The organism is Streptomyces sp. 135, assembly GCF_020026305.1.
Lineage (GTDB): Bacteria > Actinomycetota > Actinomycetes > Streptomycetales > Streptomycetaceae > Streptomyces.
Genome location: NZ_CP075691.1, coordinates 3,799,096 through 3,816,846, shown reverse-complemented (window position 1 = coordinate 3,816,846; position 17,751 = coordinate 3,799,096). Strand labels below are relative to the sequence as shown.

The 17,751-nt window shown below is 73.2% G+C and carries 16 protein-coding genes; 12 read left to right on the top strand and 4 right to left on the bottom strand.

The window, feature by feature from the left end:
- Positions 1-53 precede the first annotated feature (53 nt).
- The 7 genes from KKZ08_RS17065 to KKZ08_RS17035 are packed head-to-tail and all read left to right on the top strand — an operon-like array spanning position 54 to position 8,606.
- Positions 54-860, top strand: coding sequence for a TIGR03084 family metal-binding protein (locus KKZ08_RS17065; RefSeq protein ID WP_223775280.1), 807 nt, complete (start codon positions 54-56; stop codon positions 858-860).
- Positions 857-2,560, top strand: a complete 1,704-nt coding sequence (locus KKZ08_RS17060; RefSeq protein WP_223775279.1) for an acyclic terpene utilization AtuA family protein — start codon at positions 857-859, stop codon at positions 2,558-2,560. Before KKZ08_RS17065 ends, KKZ08_RS17060 begins: the two co-directional genes overlap by 4 nt.
- 34 nt (positions 2,561-2,594) lie before the next feature.
- A complete protein-coding gene (locus KKZ08_RS17055; RefSeq protein WP_223775278.1) occupies positions 2,595-4,208 on the top strand; it encodes a carboxyl transferase domain-containing protein in 1,614 nt (537 codons plus the stop codon).
- A gap of 10 nt (positions 4,209-4,218) precedes the next feature.
- On the top strand, positions 4,219-6,096 hold the full coding sequence (locus tag KKZ08_RS17050; protein WP_223775277.1) for a biotin carboxylase N-terminal domain-containing protein: 1,878 nt from the start codon (positions 4,219-4,221) through the stop codon (positions 6,094-6,096).
- Positions 6,093-7,271, top strand: coding sequence for an acyl-CoA dehydrogenase family protein (locus KKZ08_RS17045; RefSeq protein ID WP_223775276.1), 1,179 nt, complete (start codon positions 6,093-6,095; stop codon positions 7,269-7,271). Before KKZ08_RS17050 ends, KKZ08_RS17045 begins: the two co-directional genes overlap by 4 nt.
- A gap of 22 nt (positions 7,272-7,293) precedes the next feature.
- Positions 7,294-8,028 (top strand): enoyl-CoA hydratase family protein, encoded by a 735-nt coding sequence (locus KKZ08_RS17040; RefSeq protein ID WP_223775275.1) that lies wholly within the window; start codon positions 7,294-7,296, stop codon positions 8,026-8,028.
- Positions 8,016-8,606, top strand: coding sequence for a TetR/AcrR family transcriptional regulator (locus KKZ08_RS17035; RefSeq protein WP_223775274.1), 591 nt, complete (start codon positions 8,016-8,018; stop codon positions 8,604-8,606). Before KKZ08_RS17040 ends, KKZ08_RS17035 begins: the two co-directional genes overlap by 13 nt.
- Positions 8,607-8,618: 12 nt before the next feature.
- Here the strand turns inward: KKZ08_RS17035 and KKZ08_RS17030 are convergent, their stop codons facing one another.
- Entirely contained in the window at positions 8,619-9,719 is a 1,101-nt protein-coding gene (locus KKZ08_RS17030; RefSeq protein WP_223775273.1) for a citrate synthase 2, read from the bottom strand.
- A gap of 424 nt (positions 9,720-10,143) precedes the next feature.
- Between KKZ08_RS17030 and pdxH the strand changes: the two genes are divergently transcribed.
- Positions 10,144-10,779, top strand: coding sequence for a pyridoxamine 5'-phosphate oxidase (gene pdxH / locus KKZ08_RS17025; RefSeq protein ID WP_223779088.1), 636 nt, complete (start codon positions 10,144-10,146; stop codon positions 10,777-10,779).
- 37 nt (positions 10,780-10,816) lie between these two features.
- Here the strand turns inward: pdxH and KKZ08_RS17020 are convergent, their stop codons facing one another.
- Positions 10,817-11,680: an alpha/beta hydrolase gene (locus KKZ08_RS17020; protein ID WP_223775272.1), complete on the bottom strand. Its 864-nt coding sequence runs from the start codon at positions 11,678-11,680 to the stop codon at positions 10,817-10,819.
- Positions 11,681-12,261: 581 nt separating this feature from the next.
- Complete coding sequence (locus KKZ08_RS17015) at positions 12,262-12,954, bottom strand: metal-dependent transcriptional regulator (RefSeq protein WP_223775271.1); 693 nt, start codon at positions 12,952-12,954, stop codon at positions 12,262-12,264.
- A 149-nt stretch (positions 12,955-13,103) separates the two neighbouring features.
- On the opposite strand from KKZ08_RS17015, the gene KKZ08_RS17010 reads away from it, so the two are divergent.
- The 4 genes from KKZ08_RS17010 (at position 13,104) to KKZ08_RS16995 (ending at position 16,195) form a co-directional block, all read left to right on the top strand.
- The gene (locus tag KKZ08_RS17010; protein ID WP_223775270.1) at positions 13,104-13,868 is read left to right on the top strand and encodes an SIS domain-containing protein; all 765 of its coding nucleotides are present in this window, start codon (positions 13,104-13,106) and stop codon (positions 13,866-13,868) included.
- Between the two features lie 102 nt (positions 13,869-13,970).
- Complete coding sequence (locus KKZ08_RS17005; RefSeq protein ID WP_223779378.1) at positions 13,971-14,255, top strand: hypothetical protein; 285 nt, start codon at positions 13,971-13,973, stop codon at positions 14,253-14,255.
- Positions 14,256-14,445: 190 nt separating this feature from the next.
- Complete coding sequence (locus tag KKZ08_RS17000; RefSeq protein WP_223775269.1) at positions 14,446-15,675, top strand: helix-turn-helix domain-containing protein; 1,230 nt, start codon at positions 14,446-14,448, stop codon at positions 15,673-15,675.
- 79 nt (positions 15,676-15,754) lie between these two features.
- Positions 15,755-16,195: a hypothetical protein gene (locus KKZ08_RS16995; RefSeq protein ID WP_223775268.1), complete on the top strand. Its 441-nt coding sequence runs from the start codon at positions 15,755-15,757 to the stop codon at positions 16,193-16,195.
- A 51-nt stretch (positions 16,196-16,246) separates the two neighbouring features.
- Here the strand turns inward: KKZ08_RS16995 and KKZ08_RS16990 are convergent, their stop codons facing one another.
- Positions 16,247-17,617: a PAS domain-containing protein gene (locus KKZ08_RS16990; protein ID WP_223775267.1), complete on the bottom strand. Its 1,371-nt coding sequence runs from the start codon at positions 17,615-17,617 to the stop codon at positions 16,247-16,249.
- Positions 17,618-17,751: the final 134 nt, after the last annotated feature.

Here is a 17,751-nt window from a genome sequence, read left to right as displayed (position 1 = left end):
GGTCGCCACTGCCATGCTCCCAGGACTCCGCCGTCCCGCGAGGGGAGCGTCCCGTGTCCGATGCCCTGTCCGTGCTCGACGACCTGCGCAGCGAGAGCGAGGAACTCGACCGGCTCGTCGCGGAGTTGGACGAGGGCCGCTGGGCCCTCGTGACGCCCGCGCCCCGCTGGACGATCGCCCACCAGATCGCACACCTCGCCTGGACCGACCGGGCCGCCCTGCTCGCCGCCACCGACCCGGCGGCCTTCGCCGCCGAGGCCGAGAAGGCCGCGGCGGACCCCGGCTCGTTCGTGGACGAGGGCGCCGAGGAAGGGGCCGCGCTGCCGCCCGCCGAGCTGCTCGCCCGCTGGCGGACCGGACGCGAGGCACTGTGGCGGGTCCTCGCCGAGGCCCCCGCCGGGACCCGGCTGCCCTGGTACGGGCCGCCCATGGCCGTGCCGTCCATGGCGACCGCGCGGCTCATGGAGACCTGGGCACACGGCCAGGACGTGGCGGACGCCCTCGGCGTGACGCGGGCACCGACGGACCGGCTGCGGCACGTCGCGCGGCTCGGGGTCCGGGCGCGGGACTTCGCCTTCGCCGTGCGCGGGGCCGCCGCGCCGGACGGGGAGTTCCGCGTCGAACTGACCTCGCCCGTGACGGGGGAGGTGTGGGCGTACGGCCCCGAGGGCGCCGCCCAGCGCGTGACGGGCCCCGCGCTCGACTTCTGCCTGCTGGTGACGCACCGCGCACACCGCACCGACCTGGCGTTGCACGCCGAGGGCCCGGACGCCGACCGCTGGCTCGACCTCGCCCAGGCCTTCGCGGGCCCCCCGGGCGAGGGACGTGCGCCGCGTCACGGGCGGGGAGGCGGGGCGTGAGGCGGCGGCCTCTGCGGGTCGGTAACGGCTCGGGGTTCTACGGTGACCGGTTCGACGCCCTGCGCGAGATGTTGACCGGCGGTCAGCTCGATGTCCTGACCGGTGACTACCTCGCCGAGCTGACCATGCTGATCCTCGGCCGCGACCGGCTCAAGGACCCCTCACGCGGGTATGCCAAGACCTTCCTGCGGCAGCTGGAGGAGTGTCTCGGCACCGCCCACGAACGCGGCGTGAAGATCGTCGCCAACGCGGGCGGGCTCAACCCGGCGGGGCTCGCCGACGCCGTGCGGGAGCTGGCAGGGCGGCTCGGCGTGCCGGCACGCGTCGCGCACGTCGAGGGGGAGGACCTCGGCGGGCCCCGCTTCCCCGGCGCCCTCACCGCGCACGCCTACCTCGGCGGCGCCGGCATCGCGGCCTGCCTGGACGCCGGTGCCGATGTGGTCGTCACCGGACGCGTGAGCGACGCCGCCCTGGTCAGCGGGCCCGCCGCCGCGCACTTCGGATGGGCGCCGGACGCGTACGACCGGCTCGCGGGCGCGGTCGTCGCCGGGCACGTCCTGGAGTGCGGGACCCAGGCCACCGGCGGCAACTACGCCTTCTTCGCCGAGCACGCCCCGGCGGCCGTGCGCCGCCCCGGCTTCCCCCTCGCCGAGATCCACGAGGACGGCTCGGCCGTCATCACCAAGCACGACGGCACCGGCGGCTTCGTCGACGTCGGCACCGTCACCGCGCAGCTCCTCTACGAGACGCAGGGCGCCCGGTACGCGGGCCCGGACGTCACCGCCCGCCTCGACACGCTCACCCTCACCCAGGAGGGCCCGGACCGCGTAAGGATCGACGGTGTACGCGGCGAGGCGCCGCCCCCGACCCTGAAGGCGGGCCTGACCCGGCTCGGCGGCCACCGCAACGAAGTCGTCTTCGTCCTCACCGGCCTCGACGTCGAGGCCAAGGCCGCCCTCGTCCGCGCTCAGGTGGAGGACGCCTTCGACCGCGCCGAGGCCCGCCCCGCCGAGGTCCGCTGGGAGCTGTCCCGCACCGACCGCGCCGACGCGGCCACCGAGGAGACCGCGTCCGCCCTGCTGCGGCTCGTCGTGCGCGACCCCGACGCGGACACGGTGGGCCGCGCGATCGGCGGCGCCGCGGTCGAACTCGCCCTCGGCAGCTACCCCGGCTTCCACGTGACCGCGCCGCCCGGCAAGGCCGCCCCCTACGGCGTCTTCGAGGCGGCGTACGTCGAGCGGTCCGCCGTCGAGCACGTGGCTGTCCTGCCGGACGGCGAGCGGCGCCCGGTGCCGTCCGGCGACGACGACACCCTCGTACTGGACGACGTGCCGCCACCACCCCTCCCGGAACCACTGCCACCGGGCCCCACCCGCCGCGCCCCCCTCGGCCTCGTCGCCGGGGCCCGCAGCGGCGACAAGGGCGGCGACGCCAACGTCGGCGTATGGGCACGCACCGACGACGCGTGGCGGTGGCTCGCCCACGAGCTGACGGTGGACCGCCTCCGGGAACTGCTCCCGGAGACCGCCGGCTTGACCGTCGTACGCCATGACCTGCCGAACCTGCGCGCCCTGAACTTCGTCGTCGAGGGCCTGCTCGGTGAGGGCGTGGCCGCGCGGGCCCGCTTCGACCCCCAGGCCAAGGGCCTCGGCGAATGGCTGCGCGCCCGCCATGTGGACATCCCGGAGGAGCTGCTGTGAGCCCGCAGGACCGAACACCGCCGGAGGTACCGCTGTGACCGTCCTCACCTCCGCGCTCGACCCCGCGAGCGCCGAGTACGCCGAGCACCGCGCCGCCATGCTGGAGAAGCTGGCCGCGCTCGACGCCGAGCAGGCCAAGGCCCTGGAGGGCGGCGGCGACAAGTACGTCCAACGGCACCGCGAACGCGGCAAGTTGCCGGCCCGGGAGCGGATCGAGTTGCTGCTCGATCCCGACACGCCCTTCCTGGAGCTGTCGCCGCTGGCGGCCTGGGGCAGCGACTACCCCGTCGGCGCCTCCATGGTCACCGGCATCGGCGTCGTCGAGGGCGTCGAGTGCCTGATCACCGCCAACGACCCGACGGTCAGGGGCGGCGCCTCCAACCCCTGGACGCTGAAGAAGGCGTTCCGGGCCCATGAGATCGGGCACGCCAACCGGCTGCCGTCGATCCACCTCGTGGAGTCCGGCGGCGCCGACCTGCCCTCCCAGAAGGAGATCTTCATCCCGGGCGGCGCCCTCTTCAAACACCTCACGCGGTCCTCGGCGGCCGGGATCCCGACCGTCGCCGTCGTCTTCGGGAACTCCACGGCGGGCGGCGCGTACGTCCCCGGCCTGTGCGACCACGTGATCATGGTCAAGGAGCGCGCGAAGGTCTTCCTCGGCGGGCCGCCGCTCGTGAAGATGGCGACCGGCGAGGAGAGCGACGACGAGTCGCTCGGCGGCGCCGAGATGCACGCCCGCACCTCCGGCCTCGCCGACCACCTCGCCGAGGACGAGCGCGACGCCCTGCGCCAGGCCCGCCGGGTCGTCTCCCGCCTCAACTGGCGCAAGGCATACGCCGACCCGGACCCGCTCACCGTCGAGCCGCCCAAGTACGACGAGGACGAACTCCTCGGCATCGTCCCCGACGACCTGAAGAAGCCCTTCGACCCGCGCGAGGTCATCGCCCGCGTCGTCGACGGCTCCGACTTCGACGAGTTCAAGCCGCTGTACGGGGCCTCACTGGTCACCGGCTGGGCGCGGCTGCACGGCTATGCCGTCGGCGTCCTCGCCAACGCCCAAGGCGTGCTGTTCAGCGAGGAGTCGCAGAAGGCCGCACAGTTCATCCAGCTCGCCAACCAACGCGACATCCCGCTGCTCTTCCTGCACAACACCACCGGCTACATGGTCGGCAAGGAGTACGAGCAGGGCGGCATCATCAAGCACGGCGCGATGATGATCAACGCGGTGAGCAACTCGCGCGTGCCGCACCTGTCCGTCCTCATGGGGGCGAGTTACGGCGCCGGTCACTACGGCATGTGCGGCCGCGCCTACGACCCCCGCTTCCTCTTCGCCTGGCCGAGCGCGAAGTCCGCCGTCATGGGCCCGCAGCAGCTCGCCGGCGTCCTGTCGATCGTGGCCCGCGCGTCGGCCGCCGCGAAAGGACAGCCATACGATGAAAAAGCCGCTGAAGCGGACGCGGGGCTGCGGGCCATGGTGGAGCAGCAGATCGAGGCCGAGTCGCTGCCGATGTTCCTCTCCGGGCGGCTCTACGACGACGGGGTCATCGACCCGCGCGACACCCGCACCGTCCTCGGCCTGTGCCTGTCGGCGATCCACACGGCCCCCTACGAGGGCGCGCGCGGTGGCTTCGGCGTCTTCCGGATGTGAGGAACTCCCCATGATCACTGCCCTGTTGGTGGCCAACCGCGGCGAGATCGCCTGCCGCGTCTTCCGCACCTGCCGCGACCTCGGCATCGCCACCGTCGCCGTGTACTCCGACGCCGACGCGGACGCCCTGCACGTGCGCGAGGCCGACACGGCGGTACGGCTGCCCGGCTCGGCGCCCGGCGAGACGTATCTGCGCGGCGACCTCGTCGTGAAGGCCGCGCAGGCCGCGGGCGCCGACGCCGTCCACCCCGGCTACGGCTTCCTCTCCGAGAACGCCGCCTTCGCGCGCGCCGTCCAGGACGCGGGCCTGACCTGGATCGGCCCGCCGCCCGAGGCGATCGAGGCCATGGCGTCCAAGACGCGGGCCAAGGAGCTGATGGGCGTCGAACCGCTCGTCGAGGTCACCGAGGCCGACCTGCCGGTCCTGGTGAAGGCGGCCGCGGGCGGCGGCGGGCGCGGTATGCGCGTCGTACGCGACATGGCGGACCTGGCGGGAGAGCTGGCGGCGGCGCGGGCCGAGGCCGCGAGCGCCTTCGGGGACGGCGAGGTGTTCGTCGAGCCGTACATCGAGGGCGGACGGCACGTCGAGGTGCAGCTCATGGCCGACGCGCACGGCACCGTGTGGACGCTCGGCACCCGCGACTGCACCCTCCAGCGCCGCCACCAGAAGGTCATCGAGGAGTCCCCGGCGCCCGGCCTCGCCCCGGACCTCGTCGCCGAACTGCACGCCCAGGCGGTGCGGGCCGCGCGCGTGACCGAGTACCGCGGCGCGGGCACCGTCGAGTTCCTGGTGGCCGGCGGCCGGGCGCACTTCCTGGAGATGAACACCCGCCTCCAGGTCGAACACCCCGTCACCGAGGCCGTGTTCGGCGTCGACCTGGTGGCGCTCCAGATCCGGGTCGCCGAAGGGCACGCCCTGGAGGGGGAGCCGCCGCCCGCGCGCGGGCACGCCGTCGAGGCCCGCCTGTACGCCGAGGACCCGGCGGCCGGATGGGCCCCGCAGACCGGCACCCTGCACCGCCTGGACGTGCCGGGCGTACGCCTGGACACCGGCTACACGGACGGCGACACGATCGGCATCCACTACGACCCGATGCTCGCCAAGGCCGTCGCGTACGCGCCCACCCGCGCCGAGGCCGTGCGGAAGCTCGCGGGCGCCCTGGAGCGGGCCACGGTCCACGGCCCGGTCACCAACCGGGGCCTGCTCGTACGCTCCCTGCGGCACCCGGAGTTCACCTGCGCCCGCATGGACACCGGCTTCTACGACCGGCACGCCGCCGCGCTCACGGCCGCCGCCCCCGACCCGCACGCCCCGCTGGCGGCCGCCCTCGCCGACGCGCACGGCCGCTCCCGGTTCGGCGGCTGGCGCAACCTCCGCTCGCAGCCCCACCTCAAGCGCTACCGCACCGAGGCCGACGGCGCCGAGCACGAGGTCCGCTACGACCACACCCGGAACGGCCCGACCGCCGAGGGGGTGCGGGTCCTCGCCGTGTCGCCCACACGCGTCGAGCTCGAAGTCGACGGTGTGCGCCGGAAGTTCACGGTCACGCGGTACGGAGACCGGGTGCACGTCACCACCGCACGCGGCGACACCGCCCTCACCGCGCTGCCCCTGCTCCCCGAACCCGCCGCCCGCCGCGCCCCCGGCTCACTGCTCGCCCCCATGCCGGGCACCGTCGTCCGCGTCGCCGAAGGGCTCGCCGAGGGCGCGGCCGTCACGGCCGGGCAGCCCCTCGTCTGGCTGGAGGCCATGAAGATGGAGCACCGCGTCTGCGCTCCCGCCTCCGGCACGCTCACCGCGCTGCACGCCGCACCCGGCCGCCAGGTCGAGGTCGGCGCCCTGCTCGCCGTCGTCCAGGCCGCCGCCGAACCGGAGGAGTCCGCATGAGCCCCGCCCGCACCACCGTCCTCGAGACCGAGGAGCACCAGGCCCTGCGCGCCGCCGTCGCCGCCCTCGGCAAGCGCTACGGCCGCGACTACATGACCCGCGTGGTGGCGAACGACGGCCACCCCGACGAGCTGTGGACGGACGCGGCGAAGCTCGGCTATCTCGGCGTGAACCTGCCCGAGGAGTACGGCGGCGGAGGCGGTGGCATCGCCGAACTCTCCATCGTCCTGGAGGAGTTGGGGGCCGCCGGCTCCCCGCTCCTGATGATGGTCGTCTCGCCCGCCATCTGCGGCACCGTCATCGCCCGCTTCGGCACCGAGGCGCAGAAGCGGGCCTGGCTGCCCGGCCTCGCCGACGGCTCCCGCACCATGGCCTTCGGCATCACCGAGCCGGACGCGGGGTCCAACTCCCACCGCATCACCACCACGGCCCGCCGCGACCCCGACTCCGGCGACTGGCTCCTGACCGGCCGCAAGGTGTTCATCTCCGGCGTCGACATCGCCGACGCCACCCTCATCGTCGGCCGTACGTCGGACGCCCGCACCGGCAACCTCAAGCCGTGCCTGTTCATCGTCCCGCGCGACACCCCGGGCTTTGAACGGCGGCAGATCGCCATGGAGCTCCAGGCTGCCGAGAAGCAGTTCGAGCTGGTCCTCGACGACGTACGGCTGCCCGCCGACGCGCTCGTGGGAGACGAAGACGCGGGTCTGCTCCAGCTCTTCGCGGGCCTGAACCCCGAGCGGATCATGACGGCCGCCTTCGCGCTCGGCATGGGGCGGTACGCGCTGAACCGCGCCACCGAGTACGCGAAGGAACGCAGTGTCTGGAAGGCCCCCATCGGCGCCCACCAGGCCATCGCGCATCCCCTCGCCCAGTGCCACATCGAGATCGAGCTGGCCCGCCTGATGATGCAGAAGGCCGCCCGGCTCTACGACGACGGCGAGGACATGGCCGCAGGCGAGGCCGCGAACATGGCCAAGCTGGCCGCCGCCGACGCCTGCGTCAAGGCCGTCGACCAGGCCGTGCACACCCTCGGCGGCAACGGCCTGACCAAGGAGTTCGGCCTCGCCTCGCTCATCGTGGCCTCCCGCGTGGCCCGTATCGCCCCGGTCAGCAGGGAGATGATCCTCAACTACGTCTCCCACCAGACGCTCGGCCTGCCCAAGTCGTACTGAGAGCCGTACTGAGGAGCCCCCCATGAGCCTTGTCGTCTCCTCGCCGCAGCGCGGCATCGTCACCGTCACCCTGGACTTCCCCGAGCGCCGCAACGCGCTCTCGGCGGCCCTGGTGGGCGCGCTCGCCGAGGCACTCCACGACCTCGGCGCGGACCCCGGAGTCCGCGCGGTCGTCCTCACCCACACCGGGACGACGTTCTGCGCCGGGGCCGACCTGCGCGAGCCGCCGGACCCCCGGGACTTCGTACGGCTGCTGCGGCAGATCGTCCAGCTGCCGAAACCGGTCCTCGCCCGGGTGGCCGGGCATGTGCGGGCGGGCGGGCTCGGGCTGCTCGGCGCGTGCGACCTCGCGGTGGCCGGTCCTGGCGCCTCCTTCGCGCTCACGGAGGTACGCATCGGGGTCGCGCCCGCCGTCATCTCCCTGACGCTGCTGCCCCGCCTCGACCCGAGCGCCGCCGCCCGCTACCACCTCACCGGGGAGCGCTTCGACGGGGCGGAGGCGGCCCGGACCGGCCTCGTCACCGCGTACGCCGATGACGTGGACGCGGGACTCGAACCGATGCTCGACGGGCTGCGCAAGGCGGCACCCGGCGCCCTGGCCGAGACGAAGAAGCTGCTCACGGCTAAGGTGCTCGACGCATTCGACGCACACTCGGACGCCCTGGTCGCCCTGTCCGCGCGGCTCTTCGGTTCCGCCGAGGCACGGGACGGGGCGGGGGCGTTCCTCGAACGACGGGAGCCCCCATGGGTGCTGTGACCACCGCCGACCGGGCGCCCAAGCAGGACCGCAGCCGCGCCACGCGGCAGAAGCTCCTCCAGGCCGCCGTGTCCTGCCTCGCCGAGCACGGCTGGGCGGGCTCCACGGTCTCCGTGGTCGCCGAGCGGGCCGGGGTCTCGCGGGGCGCCGCCCAGCACCACTTCCCGACCCGCGAGGACCTCTTCACGGCCGCCGTGGAGTACGTCGCCGAACAGCGCTCCACGGCCCTGCGCGCCCTGCCCGCCAAGGACCCGGCCTCGGTGGTCGCCGCCCTGGTCGACCTCTACACCGGCCCGCTCTTCCGGGCGGCGCTCCACCTCTGGGTGGCCGCGTCGAACGAACCCCAGCTGGGCTCGCGCGTCACGGAACTCGAAGCCCGCGTCGGCCGCGAGACGCACCGCATAGCGGTGGAACTCCTCCATGCCGACGAGTCGCGCCCCAGCGTCCGCGAGACCATCCAGGGCCTGCTGGACATGGCACGGGGCCTCGGCCTGGCGAATCTGCTGACGGACGACGGGGCGCGCAGGGAGCGGGTGGTGGCGCAGTGGACGGTGCTGGTCAGCTCGGCGCTGGCCTGAGCGGCACGGGCCTCAGCGGGTGATGTCCCCGAACCCCTCGATCTCCTGGGGGCCACGCGAACCCGGCCCCACATACCGCGCGGACGGCCGGACCAGCCGCCCCGTCCGCTTCTGCTCCAGGATGTGCGCCGACCATCCGGCGGTCCTCGCGCACGTGAACATCGACGTGAACATGTGCGCCGGGACCTCCGCGAAGTCCAGGACGATCGCCGCCCAGAACTCCACGTTCGTGGCGAGGACCCGGTCGGGGCGGCGCGCGTGCAGCTCGTCCAGGGCCGCCTTCTCCAGGGCCTCGGCGACCTCGAAGCGCGGCGCGCCCAGCTCACGGGCGGTGCGCCGCAGCACCCGCGCGCGCGGGTCCTCGGCCCGGTACACGCGGTGCCCGAAGCCCATCAGCCGCTCGCCCTTGTCCAGCGCCTGCTTCACGTACGCCACCGCGTCGCCCGTGCGCTCGATCTCCTCGATCATGCCGAGGACCCGGGACGGCGCCCCACCGTGCAGCGGGCCGGACATGGCGCCGACGGCACCGGACAGCGCCGCCGCCACGTCCGCGCCGGTGGAGGCGATGACGCGGGCGGTGAAGGTGGAGGCGTTCATGCCGTGCTCGGCGGCCGACGTCCAGTACGCGTCGACGGCCTGCACGTGCTTGGGGTCGGGCTCGCCGCGCCAGCGCTTCATGAACCGCTCGACGACCGTCTCGGCCTTGTCGATCTCCCGCTGCGGCACCATCGGCAGGCCCTGGCCGCGCGCCGACTGGGCGACGTAGGACAGGGCCATGACGGCGGCGCGGGCCAGGTCCTCGCGGGCCTGCTGCTCGTCGATGTCCAGGAGGGGACGCAGGCCCCACACGGGCGCGAGCATCGCGAGCGCGGACTGCACGTCCACGCGGATGTCCCCGGAGTGCACCGGGATGGGGAAGGGCTCGGCGGGCGGCAGGCCGGGGTTGAAGGCGCCGTCGACGAGCAGGCCCCACACGTTCCCGAAGGAGACGTGGCCGACCAGATCCTCGATGTCGACGCCGCGGTAGCGAAGCGCGCCGCCTTCCTTGTCCGGTTCGGCGATCTCCGTCTCGAACGCGACGACTCCTTCAAGTCCGGGTACGAAGTCGGACATCAGGCGGCTCCTCGTGATGGGTTCGACAGGATGGTGGGCGAGTGAAGAGGTTGCTGTCAGCTCAGACGGTTGCCGTCAGCTCATGACCATGCGTCAAAGGTGGACGGTTACGATCCGGTTCCGCGGTCGAGTACGCCGAGTACGCCAGTATCCGGCGCCCCGGCCGACTCGCGGTCCGGAACGGCCATCCCGGTGATGCCCCGCGCGGCGGGTGGTCACCCCCACCGATCGCGGCAGCAGGACGATATCCCTTGGTGCCACCTTTGGCGATGGAATGCGGCACTCAGTGCCAGACGTCACCTCCTCGCAGCACCGTACGCCGCCGCCCCCGGGAGCCCCGCGAGCCGTAACTCGTATACGGCAAGATGACCGTGTGACCGACTCCAGTGCCTCCCTTCCAGAACCGCTTCCCGAGCCGGCCGGCATGCGTGCGCATTACGTCACCGAGGGGCTCGCCGAGGCCGACCTGCCCGCCGGGCCCATGGAACAGTTCGCGCACTGGTTCAAGGAGGCCGTGCGCGACACGGGCGCCGTCCACGAGCCGAACGCCATGGTCGTCTCCACGGCCGACACCGAGGGCAGGCCCAGCTCCCGCACGGTGCTCCTGAAGGGCTTCGACGAGCGCGGCTTCGTCTTCTTCACCAACTACGACTCCCGCAAGGCCCGCGAGCTCGCCGCCAACCCGCACGTCTCGCTGCTCTTCCCCTGGCACGCCATGGCCCGCCAGGTCATCGTCTCCGGCACCGCGACGCGCGTCGGGCGCGAGGAGACGGTCGCCTACTTCCGCACCCGCCCGCACGGCTCCCAGCTCGGCGCCTGGGCCAGCGCCCAGTCCTCCGTCCTCGCCTCACGGGACGAACTGGACCGTGCGTACGCCGCGTTGGCGGCCCGCTATCCCGAGGGCGAGCAGGTCCCCGCGCCGCCGAACTGGGGCGGCTTCCGGGTGGCCCCCCGTGAGGTGGAGTTCTGGCAGGGCCGCTGGAACCGCCTGCACGACCGGCTGCGGTACGTACGCGGCGAGGGCGGCCAGGGGTGGCGGGTGGAGCGCCTCAGCCCGTGAGACCCGTGAGAGCGGCCCTCCGGCCTGTCTGCCCGCCCTATCCCGTCAGGACGCCGTCCAGGAACGGCTCGATGGCCGCGCGCCAGGCGTCCGGCTGGTCGTAGTGGACGAGGTGACCGGCGTCGGCCACCTCGGCGTACTGCCCGCGGGGCAGCACGCGGACCATCTCCTGGGACTCGGCGCGGCCCAGCTCGCCGTCGAGGCCGCGGACGACGAGCGCGGGGCAGCGGACCTGGATCAGCTCCTCCCAGTGCGCGTCGTGCACCCACGTCTCGCGGGACCGCAGCATCTGGGCGGGGTCGAAGACCGGCCGCCAGCCGTCAGGCCCCTCGGCCATCACCTCGGCGAAGAACGCGCCCCGCGAGGGGTTGGGACGCTCCACCCAGGGGTCGTCCTCGCCGAACCACTTGCGCACGTCGGCGAGGGTCGCGAACGGCACGGGCCACGACTCGAACCAGGCCTCCCACTCCCGCTGCGAGGCCGCGCCCAGCGCGGAGGCCCGCATGTCGCAGATGATCAGGCCCCGGACGAGGTCGGGGCGGCGGGCGGCCAGCTGCCAGGCGGTGAGCGCGCCCATGGAGTGGCCGATGAGGACGGCGGGCGCGAGGCCGAGCTGCGTGAGGGCGGCCTCGGCGTCGGCCACGTAGGCCTCGCGGGTGTAGGGGCCCTCGGGGAGTTTCTCGCTCTGGCCGTGGCCGCGCTGGTCGAGGGCGATGGCGCGGTGCCGCTCGGAGAGCCAGCGGGCCGTGCCCGCCCAGTGGGAGGCCCGGCCCATCAGGCCGTGCAGCAACAGTACCCCGCCCGGTGCTCCCTCGGCCTCCCTCGGCTTGGGAGGATCGGCGAACTCCCAGGCGGCGAGGCGTACGCCACCCGCGCCCGTCACGTCGATGCGCCGCACCATGATTCCTGGCACCCCCCTTGATTCCACTCGGGATCCACGCCTGGTCCTGCCTCGCACCCCCGCACGCTATCGAACTCCCTTTCGAAATCGGCGGGTTCGCGGGTAACACCCCTCGTTCGGGTGACCACGCTCAAGGATTGACGGGCGTGGCCGAGGGGAGATCTTCATCGGGAGGCGGGCCGCTCGGGGACACGGGCCCGTGGGGAACGACCCTGAGAGCTCGGGGCTCCGGGTCGGTACAGGGGAGGACAGGCCCCGGCGCCTTCGGGCGCCGGGGCCCTCGCGTCCCGGACCATCAGACGGGCACATCCTCCGCCCCCTCTCCGGCCGCACGGCAAGACTGCCGGCGGTGCGGCGCCGACACGGTCAAGAGCCCTCAGGTCATATGCCTCTTGCGACAGCCTCGCACGCAAAACGCTCCCGCGCTGCGATTCCGCACACTGGATCTTGGACTCCGCCAGAACTCGCGGAGATCGCGGAGACTTGTCAACTTTCCCTGTGGCAGCGGAAGTTGACCCCAGTGCCCGCACGCGACGACCTGTACCCCGCCCCCGTGGGGCCGCCGCGTGCCCGTGCGGGCCTCAGCGCTTGGCGACGAAGACGTGCGAGGCGATCTCCGAGGACAGCTCCGCGGCCTCACCGCTGCTGCCCACGAGCACGCCGCCCGGCGACTCCGTCACGCTCACCACGGAGCCCGGCTGCACGCCGGCCCGCCGCAGCGTGTACATCAGCTGGGCGTCCGTCTGGATCGGCTCGCCGATGCGGCGCACGACGACCGTCTTGCCCTCGGCGCCCGGGTCGAGCTCCGTGAGGGAGACCATCCCCTCGTCCAGGAACGGGTCCGCGCCGTCCTTCTCGCCCAGCTCCTCCAGGCCCGGGATCGGGTTGCCGTACGGCGACTCGGTGGGGTGGCGCAGCAGCTCAAGGACGCGGCGCTCCACCGCCTCGCTCATCACGTGCTCCCAGCGGCACGCCTCGGCGTGGACCTGCTCCCATTCGAGCCCGATCACGTCGACGAGCAGGCACTCCGCCAGGCGGTGCTTGCGCATCACGCGGGTGGCCAGGCGGCGGCCCTCCTCGGTGAGCTCCAGGTGGCGGTCGCTGGCGACCGCCACCAGGCCGTCGCGCTCCATGCGCGCCACGGTCTGGCTCACCGTCGGTCCGCTCTGGTCGAGCCGCTCGGCGATCCGGGCGCGCATGGGGACCACACCTTCCTCCTCCAGTTCGAGGATGGTGCGCAAATACATCTCAGTGGTGTCAATCAGCCCCGACATGGGTGCCCCTCAGAATCGCTCGTGCGCTGGCCCTGCCCTCAATTCTGACGCATACCACCGACAACCGTGCCGCGCCGTGGGAAAACCGGCCCCCGGGCGTCCGGAGAACCTGTTGACAGGGCGCTGGTCCAGACCGCAACGTGATGCGAATGAGCTCCAAGAGCGAGAGCAAACCGGTCGGCCAGTATTTCGACGCCGCCATCGGCCTGCTCCAGCGGGTCCGCGACGAGGAGTCCGGGAACATCGCGGAGGCGGGCACCCTGCTCGCCGACGCGGTCGCGTCCGGCGGCCGCCTCTTCGCCTTCGGCGCCGGGCACTCCTCGCTCGCCGCGCAGGACGTCGTCTACCGCGCGGGCGGCCTCGCCCTGATGAACCTCCTCGCCGTGCCCGGCGTCGTCGGCGTCGACGTGATGCCCGCCACCCTCGGCTCCGCCCTGGAGCGCGTCGACGGCCTCGCGGGCGCCGTCCTGGACTCCTCGCCGGCCCGCTCCGGCGACGCCCTCGTGATCATCTCGCTCTCCGGGCGGAACTCCCTGCCGGTGGAGATGGCGATGAACGCCCGCGCGCTCGGCCTCAAGGTCATCGGCGTCACCTCGGTGGCGTACGCCACGGAGACCAAGTCACGCCACGTCTCGGGCACCTTCCTCAAGGACCACTGCGACGTGGTGATCGACTCGAAGATCGCGGTGGGGGACGCCGAGCTGACCCTCGACGGCGTCGACGCGCCGTTCGGCCCCGCCTCCAGCGTCGTGACGAACGCGCTGATGCAGGCCGTGGTCGCCGCCGCCATCGAGGAACTGGCCTCGCGGGGCATCCAGCCGCCGCTGCTCCGGTCCGGGAACGTGGACGGGGGGCACGACTGGAACGGCCGCGTCTTCCAGGAGTACGGCGACCGGATCTTCTACCGGCACTGAGGCGCTCCCCTCGGATTCGCCTCCGCCTCGGCCTCCGCGCCACGCGCCCGTGCGATCGCCGCCACGATGGACAGCCCGAGCCCCCGCCCCCTCACCTCTCGCATGCGTACGTTCGTTCAGGCGCCGGAAGGGCTCGAAGTGGTGCGGGACCGTGTCCGGCGGGACCTCAGGGCCCGTGTCGGACCGGCTCACGCCGCTCAAGGCCCTGCTCCGACGCGGCGAGCAGCAGCCCCGCGGTTTCACAAGATCCCTGTCACGGTCACCTTCGACGACCCGGGCAAGGCCGGCGGCCTCGCGGAGACGCTGGCCATCGGCACGGTGGCGGGCCTGTACCCGGCGGTCCGCGCGGCACGGCTGTCTCCGACGCCGGCGTTGCAGGCGGGGTGAGAGGAGGCGCCGAGTGGTGACGGCGGCACAGGTCTCGTGCACGGATCTCAGAGGATCGGACGTACTGGCCCCACACGCATCCAGGGACCTGGTTACCTTCTGAGTGATGCGCTTGTACGGATGGAGCTGTGCCGCCCCGCCGACTGCTTGAGTACCGCCGTCGGCCCGCGATCTGGTGGGGAGTGCGTTGATGTTGGAAGAAGCCGAGAAGATCGGGCGCCGCGTGCGCCGGGCACGGCTCCGGCTCGGTTTGCCGCAGGCCGATCTGGCGGCAGCTCTGGGCAAGACGCAGGGCTGGGTGTCGAAGGTGGAGCGCGGCCTGATCGAGATCGACCGCGTGGGGCTCTTGAACCTGCTCGCGACCGAGCTGCACGTGCACCCCAACGACCTGATCGGGCGGCCCTACACCAGCAGCCCGGCCGAGAACCAGTGGCAGGTGGCCGCCGCGTCGATTCTGCGCGAGCTGCGGCGCTACGACCTGGCGCCGGTCTTCGAAGGGAGGCCCCGGCCGTCCAGTGAGTTGTGGCGCGAGGTGACCCGGCTTCACCGGCTGCGGGACGCGGCGGCCAACACCGCGATCCTGGGGGTGCTGCCGGATCTGCTGCGGGAGGCCCGTGCCCTGGCCGAGGTGTCGGCGGGCCACGAGCGGGAGGAGGCGTACGCGGTGTACGCGGTGGCGTGCAAGTTCGCGCACACGGCGGCACACGCGCTCGGGCATCCCGAGCTGATCGCCATGGCCGCCGAGCGTGCCGCCTGGTCCGCCCGGCTGTCCGGCGATCCCGTGATGCCCGCGCTCACCGACTGGATGCGGGTCTGGGACATGTGGGCCACCGTCGACTGGGACGACTCCCTGGCGTTGGCGGACAAGGCTCTTGGAAGCATCCAGCAGGGCTACGACCAGGGCGAGCCGCTTGCCCTGCGCATGTGGGGCTCGCTCCAGCTGCGTGCCGCGGTCGCTGCCGCGCGGGCCAGCCGGACGTCGGAGGCCGAGGACCGCATCGGCCACGCCCGAGCCGCCGCTGAACGGATGGACGCCTACCAGGGGCCGCCGGTCTACGACCGGCACTCCGTGACGTTCTCGCCGGGCAACGTCCAGATCCACGCGATCAGCGTCGCCCTGGAGGCAGGCGATCAGGCCAAGGCCCTGGCCATGGACCGCCGTACGAGCCCGGAACTGATCACCGGCCTCCCCAACTCGCGCCAGGGGCACCACCACATGGACCTGGCCCGCGCCTGGCTGTGGGACGGGAACAGGGGGCGCGCCCTGTCCGAGCTGGAGACCGCCGAACGGATCGCCCCCCAGCTCGTACGCAATCACCCCATCGCCCGGTCCACCTTGCGCAGCATCGTCTACGCCGAGCGGAACGCGACACGTGAGAAGCTGCGGCGCATGTCCGACCGCTTCCATCTGGACGGATGAGGGCCGGGCGGGGGCCCGCGCGAGGGTCGTATTCCTGCGATTCATATAGGGCCCCTGACATGCTCGTAGCTTCGAGCGCATGACAGGACACGAAACGTCACACCTCCCTGGCCAGGGCCGTGCAGTGGGTACGGCGGCCCCGTTCCACCCGCGACTCGGCGACCCTGCCCGCGACTCCATCCGAGGCGGCCGGATCGGGGTCGTGGTCGCCCTTCCTCAGCCGGGGACCACGACCTACCACCTGCGCCCGCCCGGCGGCGGTGACGAGTGGGCCGCACCCGCCGACGGGTCGGCCCTGCGGCCGGTCCCCGCGCAGGTCACCCATGTCACCCCGATGAAGCGGGACGTGGTCTACGACTCCCGGGCGCATCAGGGCGCCATGCCCGTCACGGTGCACTACGAGGACGGGGGCACCAGCGAAGCCGTGCTCATCCTGACGCCCGCACAACTGGAGCTGTACGCATGGCAAGTCGAGCGGATCATCGGCCTCCGTGAGACGGCCGGAAAGGGTTCCTCGTGAAGGGGCACGACAGCAGGGGGCCATGACGGCACCGCGGGCACGTCTGCCCCCTCACCCGCCCAGAACCCCCGCGAGGTCCAGCGCCGCCGCGACCCTCGCCGCGACGCTCTCCGCGTACGTCGCGTCCGCCCGTTCGAACTGGCCGCGGCCCGGCCCCCGCAAGAACGTCACCACGCCCAGCGTCCGGCCCCGGCTGCGCAGCACCGCGCACAGCGCGTGCACCGTGTCCTCCGGCCACTGCCGGGCGCACGCCCACTCCCGGGCCCGCTCCGGGGACGCCGCGCCCGCGCTCGCCCGCACCGAGCCCGCCCGCTCCGCGCACTGCGGCGCCGGATGCCCCTCCGGATAGCGCAGCGGTATCCCCGCCATGGCAACCGGCAGGCACGGCCCCGGCCCCGCGGGCGTCGCCGCCACCCGCACCAGCCGCACCGGGTCCTCGCCCGTCACCAGATCCACCAGGGCATGGTCGGCGAACCCGGCGAGCGCGAAGTCGAGCTGGACGGTGGCCGCCTCCATGGGGTCCTCGCACTCGGCGGCGGCCCGCGCCGCGCGGTGCAGCTGCTGGGAGCGGAACCGCAGCTGCGAGGCCTCCTGCTCGGTCAGCTTCGCCTCGGTCACGTCCTGGAAGAGCCAGCCGACACCGAGCGGCACCGGCTCCTCCGCCAGCGGCGAGGCGAGCCGCAGGAAACCGCTGCGCCAGCACCGCCGCTCGAAGCCGTCCTCCTGACCGTCCCCGGCCCGCACCGACAGCCACAGCTCGACGGGAGCGGGCGGCGTGCCCTCGGCGAGCACATGGGCCAGCGCGCTCTCCAGCTCCTCGACGCCCTGCCCCAGCAGATCGGCCAGCGGCCGCCCGAGGACCGCCGTACGCCCGAGGCCCAGGGCGCGGGCCGCGTGTTCGTTCACCACCGCGGCGCGCAGGTCCGCGTCGACGAGCACGACACCCCAGGAGGCGTTCTCGAAGAGGGCCTCGCTCAGGGCGATGGACCGCTCCAGGTCGATCTGCGCGTGGACCTCGCTGAAGGCGCAGTACACACCCGCGGGCTTCCCGTCACCGCCGCGCACGGCGGCGGACTGCATCCGTACGAGGACCCGCCCGCCGTCCTTGGTCACCAGGGCGAACTCGTGCACCTGCCGTCCCGGGGCGTCCATCGCCGACAGCAGCCGCCCCTCGACCGCCGCGGCGTCGGCGGGCCGCACCGCCCACCCGGACAGCCCCTGCCGCCCGACGGCCTCCGCCGCCGACCAGCCGAGTATCCGCTCGGCCTCGCGGTTCCAGTGCGTCACCACACCACCGGCGTCGAACGCGCACAGCGCCGCGTCCATCCCGTCCAGCAGCGCCGCGAGCAGCTCCGCCCCGCCGGGCTCCGGCTCGTCGGGACCCAGTTCGTCGGTAGTTCCGCTCCGCCGCGAAGCACTCACCCCGAACCCCCTACAGGCCTGTTCTTCAGCGTTCTTCAGATCATTCAACTTGAACGTGACGCACCCCACAGGGAGTTCCCGGAAGTTGCGGGGAAATCGTCGGGCCCGAAATTCGGTTGTGCGGTGCCCGGGGC

Bases quoted from the DNA above. Each gene is read 5' to 3' on its own strand.
- KKZ08_RS17050 (WP_223775277.1), top strand. From the start codon at position 4,219: ATGATCACTGCCCTGTTGGTGGCCAACCGCGGCGAGATCGCCTGCCGC.
- KKZ08_RS17045 (WP_223775276.1), top strand. From the start codon at position 6,093: ATGAGCCCCGCCCGCACCACCGTCCTCGAGACCGAGGAGCACCAGGCC.
- KKZ08_RS17040 (WP_223775275.1), top strand. From the start codon at position 7,294: ATGAGCCTTGTCGTCTCCTCGCCGCAGCGCGGCATCGTCACCGTCACC.
- KKZ08_RS17035 (WP_223775274.1), top strand. From the start codon at position 8,016: ATGGGTGCTGTGACCACCGCCGACCGGGCGCCCAAGCAGGACCGCAGC.
- KKZ08_RS17030 (WP_223775273.1), bottom strand. From the start codon at position 9,719: ATGTCCGACTTCGTACCCGGACTTGAAGGAGTCGTCGCGTTCGAGACG.
- pdxH (WP_223779088.1), top strand. From the start codon at position 10,144: ATGCGTGCGCATTACGTCACCGAGGGGCTCGCCGAGGCCGACCTGCCC.
- KKZ08_RS17020 (WP_223775272.1), bottom strand. From the start codon at position 11,680: ATGGTGCGGCGCATCGACGTGACGGGCGCGGGTGGCGTACGCCTCGCC.
- KKZ08_RS17015 (WP_223775271.1), bottom strand. From the start codon at position 12,954: ATGTCGGGGCTGATTGACACCACTGAGATGTATTTGCGCACCATCCTC.
- KKZ08_RS17010 (WP_223775270.1), top strand. From the start codon at position 13,104: ATGAGCTCCAAGAGCGAGAGCAAACCGGTCGGCCAGTATTTCGACGCC.
- KKZ08_RS17005 (WP_223779378.1), top strand. From the start codon at position 13,971: ATGCGTACGTTCGTTCAGGCGCCGGAAGGGCTCGAAGTGGTGCGGGAC.
- KKZ08_RS17000 (WP_223775269.1), top strand. From the start codon at position 14,446: ATGTTGGAAGAAGCCGAGAAGATCGGGCGCCGCGTGCGCCGGGCACGG.
- KKZ08_RS16995 (WP_223775268.1), top strand. From the start codon at position 15,755: ATGACAGGACACGAAACGTCACACCTCCCTGGCCAGGGCCGTGCAGTG.